Here is a 17,504-nt window from a genome sequence, read left to right on the forward strand (position 1 = left end):
ACTCTCCTAATTCGTCATGGTCGCGTACAGTTTTTTCAATTTAGCCTGCACGGACAGATCCAATACTTGGTCACCCACTTCAACTTTAACCCCACCGATCAATTCCGGCACAATTTCCAAAGTCGCCTCTAAATTGCTGCCGAAGTGCTTTTGGCAGTCGGCCAAAACTTTAGCAAACTGACCTTCACTCATGGGGTAGGCACTATATACAATAGCTTTTTTCGTATCGTTGCGGGATAAAGCCAAATCTTGGTATTGAGCGTAAATTTCAGGTAGCACTTGCAACCGCTTTTCAACAGCCACCACCTGAACGAAATTTTGGAACTCGGCATCGTGCGTAGCCGAATTATCTGACAAAAGCGCCAATAAGCCATTTGCTTTTTGTGCCGCATCAGAATCGGACTCCTCGATCAGCAAAGCAACCTGAGGCTGCTGAACCGACCATGCCAGTTCTTTCAATCCGCCCAACCAAGACTCGATTTGATTTTTTTCAACAGCCAGATCAAACAATGCCTTGGCATAAGGTCTGGCTACGGTTGCGAACTCAGCCATAAATTACAGCTCCTGTTTCAGCATGCCTAACATTTGCGCATGTTTTTCAGCATTCACTTCGCTACGCAAAATTTGCTCGGCACCTTTCACGGCTAAAGCAGCCACCTGTTCACGCAATGCTTCTCGTGCGCGATTGGTTTCTTGTTCAACATCTGCTTTGGCCTGAGCGGTAATACGGGCAGCTTCCGAAGAGGCCTGTACTTTTGCCTCTTCTACTATTTGTGCTGCACGTTTTTCTGCATTAGCCACCATTTCGGTAACTTGGTTACGACCTTCGGCTAAGAGTTCTGCAACCCGCTTCTCAGCTTGCTCGAAATCGCTCTTGCCACGCTCGGCAGCAGCCAAGCCTTCAGCGATTTTACCGGCTCGCTCATCAAGCGCTTTCGCAATCGGCGGCCATACGAAACGCATGGTAAACCAAACCAATATAGCGAAAACAATGATTTGGACGATTAACGTTGCATTAATATTCACTTTACTTAACCTTCGTATTAGGGTTAATCAACAAACATTGACAAAGTTTGTGTGCGATTAGCCTGCGAAAGGATTAACGAAGGCAAACAGCAGAGCGATGGCAACGCCGATCAGGAAGGCAGCGTCAATCAAACCAGCAATCAGGAACAACTTGGTTTGCAGCGGGCCAATCAATTCAGGTTGGCGAGCAGAAGATTCCAAATATTTAGAACCCACCATGGCGATACCGATAGAGGCACCCAAAGCGCCCAAAGCAACAATCAAACCACAAGCGATAGCGATTAAACCACCCATTTCAAACTCCTTAAAAAAACAAGGTTAAAGAAAATTACAGCAAAAAATTTTAGTGTGCATCATGCGCTTGGCCGATGTAAACAAAAGCCAAAGCCATGAAAATAAATGCCTGCAAAGTGATCACCAAGATATGGAAAATCGCCCAGATGACACCAGCCAGAATATGGAACAGCACCATAATCGGATCCATCAAACTGAAACTTTCCCCAGGCAGGGCCCAAGCGCCGCCCAACAAGGCAATCAGCAAGAACACCAACTCACCGGCATACATATTACCGAACAACCGCATGCCGTGCGACACGGTTTTAGACAAAAACTCGACAATATTCAGAATAAAATTCGCCGGCGCCAACATCGGGCCAAACGGGGCGGTAAACATTTCATGCATCCAACCGCCGAAGCCTTTGATTTTGACATTGTAGAATAAGCAGACCAACAACACACCGATTGCCAAGGCCAATGTGGTATTCAAATCGGCAGTCGGCACCACGCGCAAGAGAGCATGATGATCACCGGTCACGCCCTGCCACAGCCAAGGCAGCAAATCCACCGGCAGCAAGTCCATGGCATTCATCAGGAAAATCCACACAAACAAAGTCAAACCCAAAGGGGCAACCACTTTGCGGGACTGCTCGTTGTGAATGATGCCTTTGCACATATCATCCACAAACTCATACAGAATCTCAATCGCAGCCTGGAAACGGCCAGGCACGCCGGCCGTCGCACGCTTAGCCCCCATCCACAACACAAATGAGCCTACCACGCCCAGCAGCACGGCAAAAAATATTGCGTCGATATTGATAAATGAGAAATCAGCAATATTTTTCAGGCCCTGCCCTTGGGTAACGTCCGACAAACTGGTCAAGCTTTGCAGGTGGTGCTTGATATAGTCGGCAGCGGTTATATTTTCACTTGCCATTTCTTTGCACTTTCCAAGATATCAAAAAAACCAAATGACTGACCGCAACCAATCCCGCAAAAAACGGAATAAAAACAATCTGCTGATGCCAAAAATAAAACAGCAGCAGCATAATGATCAAAGCCAGTACTATTTTTAAACCCTCTCCGATCAAGAAACCGACACCCGCCAAGAGCGGAAACGGTCTAAGAACGCTTAAAATCAGCACCGTAAAAATCGTAGGAATGATATAGGCCAAGCCGCCCATCACGGCAGACACAGCAAATTGCTGCCCGCCCCAAAACCAAGCAACAGCGGCAACAAGCAGCATAAACACAAACTGCAGACAGACGGTTACCGCCATTGCGCAAACCTCAAAGGGCAAAATTGAGCCGCGCTAATATAATCAAGTCGCCGTCCATCGTCAAGGCGAAGCGTTAAGCTTTGTCAAAAATAAAACCAAACCATTATTTTATCTATATATTCGCAAACCCGATTTATTAAGATACACACAGGCTACCTGAAAGCCCTTTAATCCGGGAGCTCCACACCCAAACGCTTCATCAGAGCGGCAAATGTTTCAGGATTATCGAAATGCAACACCACTTTGCCCTTGCGATTGTTGCCGGTTTGCACTTCCGCATTCACCCCCAACGCCTCAGTGAGCACTTCGTTCAAACGGCGGATATCGGGATTCACGGTTTTGGGCTTTTCCGTTTTTTTCTCCTGCTGCGCCAACTGGCTGCGGCGTTCCACTTCGCGCACCGACCAGCCGTTTTTCACCGCCTTCCGCGCCAACTCCAACTGTTCCACCACCGGCAGCGGCAGCAAAGCCCGTGCATGGCCCATTTCCAAATGACGGCTATAGAGCAAATCCTGCACCGGCTCCGGCAAAGCCAACAGGCGCAGGCTGTTGGACACCGCACTGCGGCTGCGCCCCACGGCCTTGGCCACGGTTTCGTGAGTCAAGCCGAACTCATCCACCAAGCGTTTCAAGCCCTGCGCTTCTTCAATCGGATTCAGGTTTTCGCGCTGGATGTTTTCAATCAAACCCATTGCCAGCGCGGCTTCGTCGCTGATGTTTTTCACCACCACCGGAATTTCGCTCAAGCCGGCCAACTGGCTGGCGCGCCAACGCCGTTCACCCGCAATCAGTTCGTACTGCGACAGGCCGTGTTCGCGCACAATCACCGGCTGGATAATGCCCTGCGCACGGATGGACTCGGCCAACTCCTGCAAGCTTTCGTCGTCCATTTGCGAGCGCGGCTGATAACGGCCCGGCTTAATGTCGTCCACCGCCACCGTGGTCAAACGGTCGCCCGCCGCATCTTCAATCGTGCCGGCCAGCAAAGAATCTAAACCGCGGCCGCCGAGGCCGCCTTTGGGTTTTGCCATATCACTGCTTTCTGTCTGACTACCGAAGCCCAGGCTCTGCAAAACAGCAGACCACAGCTCCCAATAATTGCTCAATGCGCTCATGAGGATCCGCTTTCGGATAAGAGCCGAACCATAAACGGCCGCCATTTTAGCCCATAATCGGCAGGCTGACGACCAAGCAACAGGCTACCTGAAAGCCCTCCGACTGCTTTCAGGTAGCCTGTTGGCCACCGTTAAAAATCGCCCCACAAAGTCTGCATCGCCGCCAACGCCGCCAACGAGGCCGTCTCCGTGCGCAGGATGCGCCGCCCCAGCAACACCGCTTGAAAACCGTGCTGCAAGGCCAGCTTTTCTTCTTTCTCGCTCAAACCGCCCTCGGGTCCCACCAGCAGCACGACCCGCTTTGGCGGCGGCAAATCGGCCAAGCGGCCGGCCCGATGCGGGCTCATCAGCAGACGAAGCCCTTCTTCAGGCAGCGCAGCGAAAGCCTGCGCCAAACTGCCCAGCGGGGCCACTTCCGGCACCTGATTACGCCCGCACTGCTCGCAAGCGGCAACCACAATCTCCTGCCAACGCTGCACCTTTTTTTCCGCCCGCTCGCCCTGCAAGCGCACCGTGGCGCGCTCCGTCAGCACCGGCACAATACGGCTGACGCCCAACTCGGTGCTTTTCTGCAGCGTAAAGTCCATGCGCTCGGCGGCCGACACCGCCTGCACCAGCACCACTTCCAAAGGCGATTCGCGCGACTGTGCCGATACCGCCAGCACGGTTGCCGCAACCTGTTTGCGGCCGATGTCGGCCAACACCGCCCGGGCGCACACGCCGCGGCCGTCGAACAACTCCACCTCATCGCCCGCCCGCAGGCGCAACACCTGCACATGACGGCACACATTCTCGGGCAGCATCACAGTTTCGCCGACAGCAAACGCTTGCGGCACATAAAAACGCGGCATTTGGTATTTAGGTAAAAAATGGTTACTATCGCGTTTTATCAGAAAATCCGCACAAAAGGAAAGAATTTGTTACCCGATCTGATGGCCTTGGTCCGAGAAGTGGCCCAAACCGAAGTGATGCCCCGTTTCCTGCAGGCGGCCGTCAGCAAAAAAAGCGACGGCTCGCAGCTGACCGAAGCGGACTTAGGCGCACAAGCCATGTTTGCCGCCCGCCTGCCGCAGATCATCAACTGCCCGATGCTGGGCGAAGAAATGGAAACGCCCGAACAGCTCGAATTGTGGCAACACTCCGAACACGGCCTGTGGGTGGTCGATCCCATAGACGGTACCAACAACTTCATCAACGGTCTGCCGCACTTCGCCCTCTCCGTGGCTTATATCCGCGCCGGCCTGCCGCAAGCCGGCGTCATCTACCAGCCCGTTACCCAAGAAATGTTTTACGCCACCCGCAACGGCGGCGCTTTTCTCAACGGCCAACGGCTGCCCTTGCGCAGCGTGCCGAAAAACCTCAGCGACGCCATCGCCGGCGTCGAAGTGAAATATTTGCGCTCCGGCAAACTCTCCAGCCGCATGCAAACCCTGGCTCCCTGCGGCTCCCAGCGCAGCATGGGCTGTAGCACCCTAGACTGGTGCTACCTGGCCGCCGGCCGCTACGACGTTTACGTGCACGGCGGCCAAAAACTGTGGGACTACGCCGCCGGCGCCCTGATTTACGAAGAAGCAGGCGGCCAGCTGGCCACCCTTGAAGGCGACGCCTTCTGGAGCGGCGAACACGTTTTCAAACGCTCCGTGATTGCCGGCCTGCAGCCCGCTCTGTTTGAGCGCTGGCTGAAATGGATACGCGCCAACCAATAATCTTCCCTTTTCAGGTAGCCTTTCCGCTGCTGCTTCTCCAAAAAGCACGCCATCCGGCTGCCTGCTTCCTTTCCCCATCCCATTCTTGATCAGATTAAAGGCTACCTGAAACCATGCGAGCCGTGATTCAAAAAGTCAGCTATGCCAACGTGGCCGCCGCAACCCAGGCCGACCACCCCTTCAGCCAAATCGAACACGGCCTGTGCGTGCTGCTCGGCGTCACCCACAACGACACCGAAACCGACGCCCGCTACATCGCCGACAAAACCGCCGGCCTGCGCATTTTCGAAGACGGCGACGGCAAGCTCAACCTTTCGGTCAAAGACACCGGCGGCAGCGTACTGCTGGTTTCCCAGTTCACCCTCTACGGCGACGCCCGCAACGGCCGCCGCCCCTCCTTCACCGAAGCGGCCAAACCCGAACAGGCCGAAGCCCTCTACCGCCGCACCGCCGAGCTGCTCCGCGCCCACGGCCTCACCGTGGCCGAAGGCCGCTTCCGCACCCACATGCTCGTAAGCCTGTGCAACGACGGCCCGGTCACCATATTGCTGGATTCGCAAAAACAGTTTTGACCTACCCCACTCTGCCGCCCAGGCTGAGACCTTTGCAAAACCCCATCTGCGGCGCATTTCTGCGTTGCGCGTTTATGCCCTATGGGTACTGCTCGCTCGCTTGCCTATCTATATGATATGTCTGTCCCACGGGGATTCCTGGCGTTCACACTCGCTGTGCTGCTACGCCTTGAACTGCATCCACATCTGGAGGTTTTGCAACGGTCTCAGGCTACCTGAAAGCGCTCTCCGCATTTTCAGGTAGCCCACTCTAAACAAAATCGGCAGCCCGTGCCGCACTGTGGCACAATCTGCCTTCCTCACAGAAGCCACGCCCATGCACACTTTGAAACAGAACATCATCGTCGGCCTCTCCGGCGGCGTCGATTCTTCCGTTACCGCCTATCTGCTCAAGCAGGCGGGTCATCACGTGCGCGGCATCTTCATGCAAAACTGGGAAGACGACGACAACGACGAATACTGCAGCATCAAGCAAGATTCGCTCGACGCCATTGCCGTGGCCGACCTCTTGGGCATCGACATCGACATCGTCAACTTCGCCGCCCAATACAAAGACAACGTCTTCGCCTACTTCCTGCGCGAATACCAGGCCGGCCGCACGCCCAACCCCGACGTGCTGTGCAATGCCGAAATCAAATTCAAATGCTTTTTGGAATACGCCATCGCCCAAGGCGCCGACGTCATCGCCACCGGCCACTACGCCCGTAAAGAAGAGCACAACGGCCTGCACTGCCTGCTCAAAGGCCGCGACAACAACAAAGACCAGAGCTACTTCCTCTACCGCCTGCAGCCGCACCAGCTCGAACGCGCCATTTTTCCGCTCGGCGACTTGGAAAAACCCGAAGTCCGCCGCCTCGCCGCCGAAGCCAAACTGCCCACCGCCGCCAAAAAAGACAGCACCGGCATCTGCTTCATCGGCGAACGCCCCTTCCGCGAATTCCTGCAGCAGTACCTGCCCACCAACCCCGGCGACATGGTTACCCCCGAAGGTAAAACCGTCGGCCAACACATGGGGCTGATGTATTACACCATCGGCCAGCGAAAAGGCTTGGGCATCGGCGGCCAAGGCGAGCCGTGGTTTGTCTGCGGCAAAGACTTGGGGCAAAACCGCCTGATCGTGGTACAGGGCCACGACCACCCCCTGCTGTTTTCGCGCCGCCTGAGCATGAACGACCTCAGCTTCACCCTGCCCGAACCGCCTCCGGCCGGGCGCTACCGCTGTAAAACCCGTTACCGCATGGCCGACACCGATTGCGAACTGGTTTACACCGGCAACGGCGAAGCCGAACTGCATTTCGACCAAGCACAATGGGCGGTTACCCCCGGCCAGTCTGCCGTGCTCTACGACGGCGACCTCTGCCTGGGCGGCGGCGTCATCACCGCCACCGACCAAGACATCATCCGTCTGTAAGCCGCAGACACCCCAATCAACACAGGCTACCTGAAAGCCTTTCAGGTAGCCCGCACACAAAGGAGACACACATGGAAAAAATCTGGCTGCAAAGTTACCCCGAAGGCGTGCGCCCCGAAATCGACGTGCGCCAATACGAATCCATCAGCGCGGTGTTCCGCGAAACCGTGAACCAGCACGGCAACAAGCCCGGCTTCACCAATATGGGCGTGGTGCAAACCTATGCCGAAACCGCCAAGCTGGCCGACCAATTCGCCTCCTATCTGCAAAACGTGCTGAAGCTGCAAAAAGGCGACCGCGTGGCCGTGATGATGCCCAACGTCTTGCAATACCCCGTGGCCGTGTTCGGCATCTTGCAAGCCGGCGGCGTGGTGGTCAACGTCAACCCGCTCTACACCCCGCGCGAACTCGAACACCAGCTCAACGACAGCGGCGCCACCACCATTGTGGTCTTGGAAAACTTCGCCAATACCTTGGAATTGGTACTGCGCCGCACGCCGGTGAAAAACGTCATCATCGCCTCCCTCGGCGACCTGCTGGGCGGCTTCAAAGGCATGCTGGTGAATTTCGTGGTGCGCAAAATCAAAAAAATGGTACCCAACTACCACCTGCCGCAAGCCGTCGGCTTCAAAGACGCCCTGCAGAAAGGCGCCGCCCACCCCTTCCGCGAAGTGCCGCTCACCCTGGAAGACCCGGCCTTCCTGCAATACACCGGCGGCACCACCGGCGTCGCCAAAGGCGCGGTGCTTTCCCACGGCAATATTTGCGCCAATATGCTGCAAGCCGGCGAGTGGATTAAGTCTAAACTGCAAGGCGGAGAAGAAGTCATCGTCACCGCCCTGCCCCTCTACCACATCTTCTCGCTGACGGTGAACCTGATGATTTTCACCCGCATCGGCGCGCAGAACATTCTCATCACCAACCCGCGCGACATCCCCGGCTTCGTGAAAGAGCTGAAAAAATACCGCGTCACCGTTTTCCCCGCCGTGAACACCCTGTTCAACGCCCTGCTGCACAACGAAGAGTTCAAAACCCTCGATTTCTCCAGCTGGAAAATCTGCCTCGGCGGCGGCATGGCAGTGCAAAAAGCCGTGGCCGACAAATGGAAAGCGCTCACCGGCCAGCCGATTGTGGAAGCCTACGGCCTCACCGAAACCAGCCCCGGCGCCTGCGTCAACCCGCTCACCATCACCGACTACACCGGCACCATCGGCCTGCCGATCTCCAACACCGAAGTCGAAATCCGCGATGCCGACAACAAGGCCCTGCCGGTGGGCGAAACCGGCGAATTGTGGATCAAAGGCCCGCAAGTGATGCAAGGTTATTGGAACCGCCCCGAAGAAACCGCCAAGGTGCTGGACGAGCGCGGCTTCCTCGCCACCGGCGATATCGCGGTGATGAACGAAAAAGGCTACATCAAGCTGGTTGACCGCAAAAAAGACATGATTGTGGTGTCCGGCTTCAATGTTTACCCCAACGAAGTGGAAGACGTGGTGGCGCAACACCCTGGCGTGCTGGAAGTGGCCTGCGTGGGCGTGAGCAGCGACAAAACCGGCGAAGCGCTGAAGCTGTTTGTGGTGAAAAAAGATGAGAATCTGACTGCCGAAGAGCTGATTGCCTTCTGCCGCAAAGAGCTGACCGCCTACAAAGTGCCCAAAGACATCGAATTCCGCAAAGAATTGCCCAAGTCGAACGTGGGCAAAATCCTGCGCCGCGAGCTGCGCGAGGAAAGTTAAATCCGAATGTTCCGGCCAAGCAAAAGGCTACCTGAAATCTTTTCAGGTAGCCTTTTGTGATTGGGTGACGGCCTAAAGACCTATTCAAAGTATCCGTTACGGCGATATTTTAAGTTTGCCAATCCACTTCGCTACGCGCGCAAAAAGCGACGCCTGCCGCCTTAAGGCTGACAAGGTATCCAAGCTTGTGCGCATTGCCGGCTGAGATACGCGGTTTGTACCGCGAAAAACCGCTTCACCCACCAACACCGCTGCACGGTCAATAACCCTCAGAGGCGTTGGGAAAATCCATCGCAAGCCGCTCTCTCGGGCGCGTCCGAATTGGGCAGCAAATGCCGGACTGGATGCTTATTTCTTAAAGCCTTCGGGTACCTCTGGTGCAGGCAGCCGTTTCAGCGGCGTGCCCGCCAAGTCAATCTCCCGGCCGAAACGCGGGCTGCCGGCATTCCAGTCTGCCACGGCACGGCAAAGCGCCTCCCGGCTGTCTGCCACAAAATTCCACCACATCACGGTAGGATGGGGCAAAGGCTCGCCGCCCAGCAACAGCAGATGGCTGCCGGCCTCGGCCTCAATACGGAACCGCTCAGCTTGGTCGGCCGCAATAAAGGCCAGTTCATCGGGACCGAATGTCTCACCGCCTATGACCGCCTTACCGGCCAGAACCAATACGCCGTATTCCCATGACTTCTCAGCCGGAATATCAAGAGCGGCGGCATGCGCACATCGAATATCCACCCCCAAAAGCGGGCTGTGTTGCGTGGTGGGGGCTGTTCGGCCTCGGTAGCTTCCGGTGGTCAGCAGATAGCGCACCCCATCCTCTTCCCATTCCGGCAATTCGGGATAGTGTTGGAAATCCGGCTCAATGACCTTGTTCATCGGCAAAGCAATCCAAAGCTGCACCGCATGGATTTCGCCCACACCCTCCGGCGTTTGTTCGGTATGGGCAATGCCCCGTTCGTCACCGGTACCTGCCGTCATCAGGTTCACTTGCTTGGGCCGGATCAATTGCCGGAAACCCAAGCTGTCCTGATGCCAAATCTCTCCCGCCAACATCCAAGTGAATGTTTGCAGATTGGTATGCGGATGCGCCCCTACCTGCATCCCCTTGGAACCGGCCTCGAAAGTTGCCGGACCAATATGGTCCAGAAAACACCAGGCACCAATGGTGCGCCGGCCGCCCTGCGGAATCAGGCGGGTAACAAACAACCCGCCCACATCTTGTTTTTTAGCCAACAACTTTTGCACAATCATAGAGCACCTCCCAATCGAACGGATCAATATATTCACTTTAGCTCCACACCAAACGCTTTCCACCACCATGTGTATTTCTTATTGCGACAGCTCATCAGTCTCTTCCTCCTAACTACATGATCTGAAATCAGAGATTCTTTGTATTCACGATCGTTGCACTGTTACACCCTGACCTACATCCATATTGGGGTTTTGCAAAAGTCTCAATCTGCCAACAAAACAGAGAATCATCAGGATGCGGTGCTATTATCCTACTACTCTCCTGTAAATCTCATAATTTTGGGCTTACCATGCTGCGTTTTGTGATATAAGGAGTGCGCTTGACTTCTAGGAAATAGGTAGCGGCGAGCTAAAGTTTTCATTCGCAAACTATCTCCGAACGGGGCAAACCAGTCGATGAGCCATATTCTGTTTCCACTTTGCCAATTGGCCGGAATATGTAAAACATTATCAGATTGCAAGTATTGTGCTTCCGTTTCTTGGTTGAATGCGGCCCATGATAGATAACCGAACACTCTTCCTTGTTCAGTAAATAAAGCAAACTGGCCGTTATCTAAAACAGGCAGTACATATTTATCCAACTCAGACAACGGTGCTTCTCTGTAAGGCGAGGTTCGTAGCCACAACCAAGTAATGGCACCCAAAGTTTCTGCTCGATTCCAGCTATCATGGGGGAACATGGCAGGAGCAGTGATATCAATACCTTCAAATTGCATCATGGCTAAAATGAATAATTTAAGTTAAAGCCGAAAATCAAGTTTTTCGCTGGGAAATATGTTGGCTTATGAAAAGGCCGCCCAGTAAACATATCATAATAAAGATTACCACCTAGATTAAACTGGCCTTTCAGCCCCAACACTCCACCGGCCAAGGTCTGTCCGAACAACCGCTCGGCCGACAGGCCTGATACATGACCAACATCAGTGCCGATATATATTTGGTGGCCATCTCGGTAGTGCCAAGCTAGAGTATTTTGCCAATACCAACCTCGCTCTGCAGATAAAGAAAGCTCACCATCGAAACCACGTACGGTATAGCGCCCTCCAATAGCCATTTTGTCTTGCGGAGTAAGCGTACTTTTATTCCACTGTGCGTGAATCGAAGTATCGTAGCTAAAAGCTTGCCTACCCAGCAGGAAAGGCAGATTTAAATCTGCGGATCCACTGATAATCTTCATACGGGAAGTACCTTCACCGAATTTCTCTTCCGGGGCCGGCAACGCACCTTGCATTCCGGTGCCACGCTTGTAGTTTACGACCAAATTTAAAATAGCATTTCCTAAATATTCCTTATGACTCAGGCTGGCGGACCATCCCGCAGTACGACGGCGTTGTACTTCAATTTCTGCATCATTAACAAAGCTCTGCGATTCTCGCCACCAGATTTTCATACCCAAATGTGTTTTACGACGGGCATCACGGTACAACAGCCGGGTAAAACCAATATCGACATTGCGACTTTTACCGTTGTAATCATAGTTTTCTGACAAACCGGCAACCGCCTGATGATAACGGTGGTAGTTGTGATTAATCGCCCAGAGCCAATTGCCAAAAGGAACGGAATAATGCAGGGCATAGTTATGAGTTCCGCTGTCGGTAGAAGTGCCGTTGTAGTCGGTTAATGTGCTTTTATGCCCCAAGTCATGGCCGTATGAAGCATAAAGCAAATCACTCAACCCAAGCGGATTATCGAGCGATAGAGCAACATTTCCTTGATATTTACCTGTAGATTTACTACCAGAATCATCTAGTCCGAGACTCAAACGAAGCGGTAATGCGCGTTGCCTCCACACAATAACGACGTCACTCTCGTGCGGTTGAGAACCCGGCTCAATCCGGATATCCGCCTCAGCAGTAGGTATCCGTTTGAGATTTTCTAACCCTTGCTCCAGATCACGCAAATTGAGAATATCCCCTGAAGTGGTTGGAAACTCATTCTGAAATGCCACAATTCTTTCGGCATGAGTGGCATTTTTATTGGCCAACTCGACTCGTATTCTGCCAATTTTCCCAACAATCACCGTTAACTCCAGCTTGCCAGATGTTAAATCTTGCGGCGCTGCCAAAATGCGAGTCGTGGTATAACCTTTACCGATTGCAGCATTTTGGGTGAAGGTCATTATCTGATTAATGTCTTGTGCATCCAAGCAGATTCCTGGCTGAAAATTAATTAACCTCAAAGCACTATCCAAGGCAAATTGAAATTTTGCTGCCGACTCACCTACTAAGGATATCTGCTGAATAGGAAAACATACCTCATCTCCGACAGCTGACTGCGTTATGCCTGATTGAACTTGACTATTTGGAACTGCATCTAAAAAAACATCCTGCAGATGCTGTTGCTGCTGCTGTAATTTTTGCTGTTGCTGCTGTTGCAAGAGATTTTGCTGAGCTTGCTGCTGTACTGAGCGGTCAATTACGTCTTGAGAAAAAGGAGCAGCAAGAATAGATGGGGTAGATAATACCGATAATGCAAAAAAGCAGGCTTTTTGATCAAAAGAAAAATACTTCATATATCAATTACTTGAAGGGAATGCAGGATAAATATGATAACAGTTGTGTCTGGAGAATTGTACTCAATTCCAGCGCAAGTAAACAATGTAGTAGCTGAAAGATATTAAACCCATTGTCAATATGAGACTTGAAGATTGATTAGAGTCCGTCAACAGCTCATAACGGTAGCCAAATAACGATGCCGCCCAAACCCGCCTTACTGTGAAATGGCCCTTGAGCTTTGTTTGGAGACGTGGCGGCTGCCGTCTGCCCGGGTGACTCTGTAGTAGCCGCTCGCTTCCCAGGTGGCGCCGAAGGTAAAGGCTACCTGAAAAATAAAGATCCCGATATTTTTCAGGTAGCCTATTTAATTGGCAAGCCTTGTTACTGGGTTCTGACTTTTCTCAGTAACTTGCGCACCTCTTCCAAAGCGTACCAACCTTCATCCTCCTCTCCAGCTTTATAGTGCTGATAAGCCTTATCAACTAGTTGTTTGCATTGCTCGAATACTGGCTTGGCTCCTTTTTCCTCCACGGCCATATTCAAGCCAAATCGTAAGCCTTCAAAACTTAAGTCTAAAGTCCAATTTTCTCTAGAGATAGTTGGTTCTTTAGGAAAGTTATCAGGAGCACACATTTGAACAAATGTAATGTAATCCTTAAATCCATGTAAATCATCAAAAGGGAAAATGTTCATTTTTATTTCCTTGAAATAATAAGGCTATCTATTGCCAAAATAAGCAACAGGCTACCTAAAAAAATAAAGATATATTTTTCAGGTAGCCTGGTCAATTTGCAAGCTTTATTATTGAGTTCTAACTTTTTTCAGTAATTTATGCACCTCTTCCAAAGTATACCATCCCTCGTCCTCCTCTCCAGCTTCGTAATGTTGATAAGCCTTATCAACTAGTTGTTTGCATTGCTCGAATACTGGCTTGGCTCCTTTTTCCTCTACAGCCATATCTAAGCCTAGACGAAGATCGTGAAAGGCCTTTTCAAATGTCCATCGATACTCTGGGGGCTCATCCTCATATACAGGAAAATTATTTGGCGCGCATAGTTGAACAAACACAACAAAATCTTTGAAACCATGCAAATCATTAAATGCCCACGGCTTATTCATTTCTATCTCCTTGGAGTAATACTATACGACCCTCTATCGCCAAAGCCAGATGGTACTATAATCGTAGTGTTTGCACCATTGCCAAATTTATAGAAGTCCCGAATTTGTGGGCTGCTATTGGTTTTAAAACCTAATGAACCATCTAGAATTAAATTTTCACTGGGTATATGCACATCAGGTACGCGATATCTCCCAGAACCAGATGGATCATATAACCTACGATTGATCCGAACAATTTCATTTGGACCTTCTGGAATCCCGTTTCTTTGTAACCATTTTCTTAACTCCACCCTAGCATAAGCATCTGTCTTATTACCGATAACACGATTATTATTAGGTAAACGACCTCTTTGTACCTCTCGCATGGTATTTGCATAGCCCTGATCATAGAACTCTTGATATTTACTACGTATCATATCTCCTAATGATTCGACTGGTTTGGCAGCTTGCTGAGTCTGTCCTAACGCTTGGCCAGTATTTGTTACGCGATTCGTGCTTGCAGCCGGAGACAGCGGATTAGTCGGCGAGGTAGCGGCGACTCCAACGTTTGTTGATATTGTGCTATTCCCTGTTTGTAAAGAAGCTTGGGATATCGCTCTTCCTGCTATCTGTCGGTCATTGGTTGTGCCGCTACTGCCTGAAGACGGATGCTGTGAACGACCAGAATTTGGTTTGCTTGTCGTTGAACCGACAGTATTGCTAGACGTAGCTGATGAGTTCGAAGCTATAAATCTTTCCCCTAACCGTTGAACAAGTCCGCCAAGATTTTGCGCTCCTTGTCTGACAGTATTTCCCGTCTGTCCGGAACGTGATGATGACTGGACTTCTCCTCTTACAGAAGTACGACCTCCTGTTCCCATGCGGCCTATATAGGCAGCTACATTATTTGTTGCGTGAATGCTATCTGCAGATACGCCTCGTTGCATAATTCTTTCATCGCGTAGCCCCCATTCAATACGCGCATCTGCAAGCCCAATAGAGTCTACTAAAAAGGATTTTAGCGGAAGTCAGTCTCTTCTTTCCACATTGATATATTTGGCTCTATCGTCATACGGCGGGATGCTTAAAAGAACATTTGGCATTTTAGCGGCAATGTTGTCTATTATTGTTCGATCTTTGCTTCCTAAAGGTAAGCTTGCAACAGCAGCCATCATCCTCCTGCTGGCTTCTTCGTGTTCTCTTTGCAGGGCTCTTTGCATTCTCCTTTTAGCGGCGTCACTACGCGGAGAATTAAGAATTTCTTGCTCCTTACGTATGAAGTACTCAATACTGGGAGCATTAGCTTCCCTGGACAATCTATCAGCTAATGCCTGTTCCTCGGCAGTCAACCACCCTTTGATTCGTGCTGTATCTGAAAAAAGAAAGTTATTCTCCACCGCATTCCTGCCCACCACACCGCCGGTTTACCCACCCAGCTGTCGCTGTAGCCGCCGCTGCCTTTGGTGCGGTCATAGGCGGTTTGGGCCGCAGTATAGGGGTCGTAGGTGATGCCGACGGCAAAACCGGATTGCTTGCTGCGCTGTTCGGTCTCGCGGCTGCCGCTGATATGCGAAGCATCGCCTGGTACAGTTTAACGGTGTGCCGAAGTATACGTTTTACCTGCATTTAAAAGAAACCGAGTTCCGCTTCAATCACAGGCATGGCGATTTGTATAAAGTGCTGTTGGGAATGTTGCGCGAGAATCCCTTAAAATGAATTTTGCTTCCTAAGCCCCTATATTTTTAGATACTTATATATTAAAAGAAAAAAAATAATCCAGTTTTCCTATCGATAGCAATTAAAGATAAAGCGTATATTTTTTTATATATAGAATAATTTTTATATTTAACTGAAAATAAATAAGACAGCTCCTTTATTCCGTATAACTCATTATTTCCAATGATTTCTTCATATTCAAAATCATCTATAATAACATTTAAGTTTTGATTAACCTTATCAACAAATCCACTATTAAAAAGATGATATATTTCTTTATCATCCACGTTTATTTTAAACAGATCTTCATCAGGAGCCTGATCAATATCCAATTTCTTCATCGTATCAAGATCTCTAGGTACTAAAATTGACTTCATTATTACTTAATCCTAAAGTGAGTTGCTTCATTATATTCGCCTTGACTTCTTCCTGATTGTGAACCATCGGAATTAATTTTATTATTAGGAACTCGCCCATCTAAATCCAAATATTTCCTTCTCCCCGTCAAACCTGTATGCTCTATTCGAAAATAACTTCCTCCAACATCATGAATAATACGGATCTGACCTTGTCCTTGATAGATAGCTTTACCAGAAGGTGTAAAAGAAACAGAAGGACTTGAACCAATAAATTTTCTAATAGCATCTTCCAAGCTAGCCTGCTGCCAATTTTGCTGGTAGCTCTGCGCTCTTATCGCTCCTCTTGGCGCAGATTGGGGTTTAAAAACCATCTCCCCATCCACCGGAGACGGCGTTCTGGCCGCAGGCGGTGTTCTGCCGCTCCCCCTGCCCGCTAGTCCGGGTATGCGGCCGCGGATGGCCGGCCGACCGGTAAACGCACCGACCGCCATACCCCCGGAACTGCCCAACAGCTCTTGCTTGGTGTTCAGTTCATAAGGGGCGGGACGCGCCCATTGGTTGTCGCCGAAAGCGCCTACCGGCGAGCCGTAAAGCAGTTCTCCCGGTATTTGTGCATTCCGGGCGGCACCGGCCAGAGATTTCAAGACGCCTGTCAGGTAGCCCATTTTGTCGCCGGATGGCAGGTGTTCGCCCTTCTGGCTGCTGACAATTACGCTGCCCATTCCCCGGTTGTAATCCGACCACCTAAATGATTTGACCTCCGGAATCCGGGGGAATCTGGCCAAATTATTGCCGGCTTCCCGCACTTGGTCGGGAAAGTAGTGCATGGCGTCGGGGTGGTTGACAACGGCCAGGGTATAGCGGGCAGCGTCCCACATCTTGTACTACCTTGGTTAAATCTATTCTTATTTTATTAGAAGAATGCCTATATTTAATAAGCTTTCAGGTAGCCTGATAAAAATATAGGCCACCTGAAGTATATAGCTACTCGAAAAATAAAAGGCTTGCAATCTGCTTATAGCTTACTCTAAAAAGAGTAAGTTAATCTTGCAACGGATAAACAGTTTCATTCAATTGTTCCTCCTCATCTTTTCCATGATAGTCTTCTGTAAATTTCCCATCCTTTATTGCCCAAAACCAGCCCGCATATAGCTCAAAAAAAGCCAAATCAACAAACTCCAATCGATCAGGAATACTTTCATGTCTACGTAGTGTAATCAAGGCATCAGAATATATCCACCATGGGCCGCCCACTCCTATTGGAGAATAATGTCCTATTCTATTGATATCAAAATCATTGACTTCCAGCTTAATATTTTTCCATCGTTCTTCTGAGAAAAATATTTCGAATAAGCTGGGCTTTGCTCTGCAGAGACAAGGTATATATTTTCTTTCAAAAATAAATTCGCTGAGTGGATACAATTGATTGTTAATTTTTTTTATAATATGCATATATCTAATCC

21 protein-coding genes and 2 pseudogenes are annotated in these 17,504 nt (G+C 50.7%); 6 read left to right on the top strand and 17 right to left on the bottom strand.

Annotation, left to right across the window (positions count from 1 at the left end):
* Positions 1–6 precede the first annotated feature (6 nt).
* The 7 genes from HMPREF9371_RS09125 to HMPREF9371_RS09155 all read right to left on the bottom strand — a co-directional run bounded on the left by HMPREF9371_RS09125 (position 7) and on the right by HMPREF9371_RS09155 (position 4,548).
* Positions 7–552, bottom strand: coding sequence for a F0F1 ATP synthase subunit delta (locus HMPREF9371_RS09125; RefSeq protein ID WP_009119790.1), 546 nt, complete (start codon positions 550–552; stop codon positions 7–9).
* A gap of 3 nt (positions 553–555) precedes the next feature.
* Entirely contained in the window at positions 556–1,026 is a 471-nt protein-coding gene (locus tag HMPREF9371_RS09130) for a F0F1 ATP synthase subunit B (protein ID WP_009119791.1), read from the bottom strand.
* Positions 1,027–1,083: 57 nt separating this feature from the next.
* Positions 1,084–1,320, bottom strand: coding sequence for a F0F1 ATP synthase subunit C (gene atpE, locus HMPREF9371_RS09135; RefSeq protein ID WP_009119792.1), 237 nt, complete (start codon positions 1,318–1,320; stop codon positions 1,084–1,086).
* Between the two features lie 49 nt (positions 1,321–1,369).
* On the bottom strand, positions 1,370–2,239 hold the full coding sequence (gene atpB, locus HMPREF9371_RS09140; RefSeq protein WP_009119793.1) for a F0F1 ATP synthase subunit A: 870 nt from the start codon (positions 2,237–2,239) through the stop codon (positions 1,370–1,372).
* Positions 2,229–2,582 carry an ATP synthase subunit I gene (locus HMPREF9371_RS09145; protein ID WP_009119794.1) on the bottom strand — a complete coding sequence of 118 codons (354 nt, stop codon included), beginning with the start codon at positions 2,580–2,582 and terminating at the stop codon, positions 2,229–2,231. Before HMPREF9371_RS09145 ends, atpB begins: the two co-directional genes overlap by 11 nt.
* Before the next feature lie 167 nt (positions 2,583–2,749).
* Positions 2,750–3,613, bottom strand: coding sequence for a ParB/RepB/Spo0J family partition protein (locus HMPREF9371_RS09150; protein ID WP_040660443.1), 864 nt, complete (start codon positions 3,611–3,613; stop codon positions 2,750–2,752).
* Between the two features lie 215 nt (positions 3,614–3,828).
* Positions 3,829–4,548, bottom strand: a complete 720-nt coding sequence (locus HMPREF9371_RS09155) for a 16S rRNA (uracil(1498)-N(3))-methyltransferase (protein ID WP_009119796.1) — start codon at positions 4,546–4,548, stop codon at positions 3,829–3,831.
* A 66-nt stretch (positions 4,549–4,614) separates the two neighbouring features.
* Between HMPREF9371_RS09155 and HMPREF9371_RS09160 the strand changes: the two genes are divergently transcribed.
* The 5 genes and pseudogenes from HMPREF9371_RS09160 (at position 4,615) to HMPREF9371_RS09175 (ending at position 9,122) form a co-directional block, all read left to right on the top strand.
* On the top strand, positions 4,615–5,403 hold the full coding sequence (locus HMPREF9371_RS09160; protein ID WP_040660445.1) for an inositol monophosphatase family protein: 789 nt from the start codon (positions 4,615–4,617) through the stop codon (positions 5,401–5,403).
* Positions 5,404–5,516: 113 nt separating this feature from the next.
* Positions 5,517–5,975 (top strand): D-aminoacyl-tRNA deacylase, encoded by a 459-nt coding sequence (gene dtd / locus HMPREF9371_RS09165; RefSeq protein ID WP_009119798.1) that lies wholly within the window; start codon positions 5,517–5,519, stop codon positions 5,973–5,975.
* Positions 5,976–6,021: 46 nt separating this feature from the next.
* Positions 6,022–6,194, top strand: a pseudogene (locus HMPREF9371_RS13620) (ATP-dependent exonuclease).
* 97 nt (positions 6,195–6,291) lie between these two features.
* On the top strand, positions 6,292–7,386 hold the full coding sequence (gene mnmA / locus HMPREF9371_RS09170; protein ID WP_040660447.1) for a tRNA 2-thiouridine(34) synthase MnmA: 1,095 nt from the start codon (positions 6,292–6,294) through the stop codon (positions 7,384–7,386).
* Positions 7,387–7,457: 71 nt separating this feature from the next.
* Complete coding sequence (locus HMPREF9371_RS09175) at positions 7,458–9,122, top strand: AMP-binding protein (protein ID WP_009119801.1); 1,665 nt, start codon at positions 7,458–7,460, stop codon at positions 9,120–9,122.
* Positions 9,123–9,470: 348 nt separating this feature from the next.
* On the opposite strand, the gene HMPREF9371_RS09180 is transcribed toward HMPREF9371_RS09175, so the two are convergent.
* The 7 genes from HMPREF9371_RS09180 to HMPREF9371_RS09200 all read right to left on the bottom strand — a co-directional run bounded on the left by HMPREF9371_RS09180 (position 9,471) and on the right by HMPREF9371_RS09200 (position 15,363).
* A complete protein-coding gene (locus HMPREF9371_RS09180) occupies positions 9,471–10,373 on the bottom strand; it encodes a pirin family protein (protein ID WP_009119802.1) in 903 nt (300 codons plus the stop codon).
* A 254-nt stretch (positions 10,374–10,627) separates the two neighbouring features.
* On the bottom strand, positions 10,628–11,092 hold the full coding sequence (locus HMPREF9371_RS12155; protein WP_009119803.1) for a toxin-activating lysine-acyltransferase: 465 nt from the start codon (positions 11,090–11,092) through the stop codon (positions 10,628–10,630).
* A 2-nt stretch (positions 11,093–11,094) separates the two neighbouring features.
* On the bottom strand, positions 11,095–12,885 hold the full coding sequence (locus HMPREF9371_RS09185) for a ShlB/FhaC/HecB family hemolysin secretion/activation protein (RefSeq protein WP_009119804.1): 1,791 nt from the start codon (positions 12,883–12,885) through the stop codon (positions 11,095–11,097).
* A 364-nt stretch (positions 12,886–13,249) separates the two neighbouring features.
* Positions 13,250–13,561, bottom strand: a complete 312-nt coding sequence (locus HMPREF9371_RS09190; protein WP_009119805.1) for a hypothetical protein — start codon at positions 13,559–13,561, stop codon at positions 13,250–13,252.
* A gap of 108 nt (positions 13,562–13,669) precedes the next feature.
* On the bottom strand, positions 13,670–13,987 hold the full coding sequence (locus tag HMPREF9371_RS09195; RefSeq protein ID WP_009119806.1) for a hypothetical protein: 318 nt from the start codon (positions 13,985–13,987) through the stop codon (positions 13,670–13,672).
* A gap of 2 nt (positions 13,988–13,989) precedes the next feature.
* Positions 13,990–14,913: a hypothetical protein gene (locus HMPREF9371_RS12605; protein ID WP_009119807.1), complete on the bottom strand. Its 924-nt coding sequence runs from the start codon at positions 14,911–14,913 to the stop codon at positions 13,990–13,992.
* Positions 14,914–14,994: 81 nt separating this feature from the next.
* Complete coding sequence (locus HMPREF9371_RS09200; RefSeq protein WP_040660449.1) at positions 14,995–15,363, bottom strand: hypothetical protein; 369 nt, start codon at positions 15,361–15,363, stop codon at positions 14,995–14,997.
* A 169-nt stretch (positions 15,364–15,532) separates the two neighbouring features.
* On the opposite strand from HMPREF9371_RS09200, the pseudogene HMPREF9371_RS12160 reads away from it, so the two are divergent.
* Positions 15,533–15,682: pseudogene (locus tag HMPREF9371_RS12160) on the top strand (IS1595 family transposase); the annotation flags it as partial.
* Between the two features lie 41 nt (positions 15,683–15,723).
* Here HMPREF9371_RS12160 and HMPREF9371_RS11080 read toward each other — a convergent pair.
* The 3 genes from HMPREF9371_RS11080 to HMPREF9371_RS09215 all read right to left on the bottom strand — a co-directional run bounded on the left by HMPREF9371_RS11080 (position 15,724) and on the right by HMPREF9371_RS09215 (position 17,493).
* Entirely contained in the window at positions 15,724–16,059 is a 336-nt protein-coding gene (locus HMPREF9371_RS11080) for a hypothetical protein (RefSeq protein WP_009119809.1), read from the bottom strand.
* 2 nt (positions 16,060–16,061) lie between these two features.
* A complete protein-coding gene (locus HMPREF9371_RS09210) occupies positions 16,062–16,919 on the bottom strand; it encodes a hypothetical protein (protein WP_009119810.1) in 858 nt (285 codons plus the stop codon).
* A gap of 163 nt (positions 16,920–17,082) precedes the next feature.
* Positions 17,083–17,493 (bottom strand): hypothetical protein, encoded by a 411-nt coding sequence (locus tag HMPREF9371_RS09215; RefSeq protein ID WP_009119811.1) that lies wholly within the window; start codon positions 17,491–17,493, stop codon positions 17,083–17,085.
* Between the last annotated feature and the right edge of the window lie 11 nt (positions 17,494–17,504).

The organism is Neisseria shayeganii 871 (genome assembly GCF_000226875.1).
Classification (GTDB): Bacteria; Pseudomonadota; Gammaproteobacteria; order Burkholderiales; family Neisseriaceae; genus Eikenella; species Eikenella shayeganii.

What these genes read in the sequence shown, in the direction of transcription:
- HMPREF9371_RS09125 (WP_009119790.1), bottom strand. Translation starts at nt 552, where the DNA reads ATGGCTGAGTTCGCAACCGTAGCCAGACCTTATGCCAAGGCATTGTTT.
- atpE (WP_009119792.1), bottom strand. Translation starts at nt 1,320, where the DNA reads ATGGGTGGTTTAATCGCTATCGCTTGTGGTTTGATTGTTGCTTTGGGC.
- atpB (WP_009119793.1), bottom strand. Translation starts at nt 2,239, where the DNA reads ATGGCAAGTGAAAATATAACCGCTGCCGACTATATCAAGCACCACCTG.
- HMPREF9371_RS09145 (WP_009119794.1), bottom strand. Translation starts at nt 2,582, where the DNA reads ATGGCGGTAACCGTCTGTCTGCAGTTTGTGTTTATGCTGCTTGTTGCC.
- HMPREF9371_RS09150 (WP_040660443.1), bottom strand. Translation starts at nt 3,613, where the DNA reads ATGGCAAAACCCAAAGGCGGCCTCGGCGGCCGCGGTTTAGATTCTTTG.
- HMPREF9371_RS09155 (WP_009119796.1), bottom strand. Translation starts at nt 4,548, where the DNA reads ATGCCGCGTTTTTATGTGCCGCAAGCGTTTGCTGTCGGCGAAACTGTG.
- dtd (WP_009119798.1), top strand. Translation starts at nt 5,517, where the DNA reads ATGCGAGCCGTGATTCAAAAAGTCAGCTATGCCAACGTGGCCGCCGCA.
- mnmA (WP_040660447.1), top strand. Translation starts at nt 6,292, where the DNA reads ATGCACACTTTGAAACAGAACATCATCGTCGGCCTCTCCGGCGGCGTC.
- HMPREF9371_RS09175 (WP_009119801.1), top strand. Translation starts at nt 7,458, where the DNA reads ATGGAAAAAATCTGGCTGCAAAGTTACCCCGAAGGCGTGCGCCCCGAA.
- HMPREF9371_RS09180 (WP_009119802.1), bottom strand. Translation starts at nt 10,373, where the DNA reads ATGATTGTGCAAAAGTTGTTGGCTAAAAAACAAGATGTGGGCGGGTTG.
- HMPREF9371_RS12155 (WP_009119803.1), bottom strand. Translation starts at nt 11,092, where the DNA reads ATGATGCAATTTGAAGGTATTGATATCACTGCTCCTGCCATGTTCCCC.
- HMPREF9371_RS09185 (WP_009119804.1), bottom strand. Translation starts at nt 12,885, where the DNA reads ATGAAGTATTTTTCTTTTGATCAAAAAGCCTGCTTTTTTGCATTATCG.
- HMPREF9371_RS09190 (WP_009119805.1), bottom strand. Translation starts at nt 13,561, where the DNA reads ATGAACATTTTCCCTTTTGATGATTTACATGGATTTAAGGATTACATT.
- HMPREF9371_RS09195 (WP_009119806.1), bottom strand. Translation starts at nt 13,987, where the DNA reads ATGAATAAGCCGTGGGCATTTAATGATTTGCATGGTTTCAAAGATTTT.
- HMPREF9371_RS12605 (WP_009119807.1), bottom strand. Translation starts at nt 14,913, where the DNA reads ATGCAACGAGGCGTATCTGCAGATAGCATTCACGCAACAAATAATGTA.
- HMPREF9371_RS11080 (WP_009119809.1), bottom strand. Translation starts at nt 16,059, where the DNA reads ATGAAGTCAATTTTAGTACCTAGAGATCTTGATACGATGAAGAAATTG.
- HMPREF9371_RS09210 (WP_009119810.1), bottom strand. Translation starts at nt 16,919, where the DNA reads ATGTGGGACGCTGCCCGCTATACCCTGGCCGTTGTCAACCACCCCGAC.
- HMPREF9371_RS09215 (WP_009119811.1), bottom strand. Translation starts at nt 17,493, where the DNA reads ATGCATATTATAAAAAAAATTAACAATCAATTGTATCCACTCAGCGAA.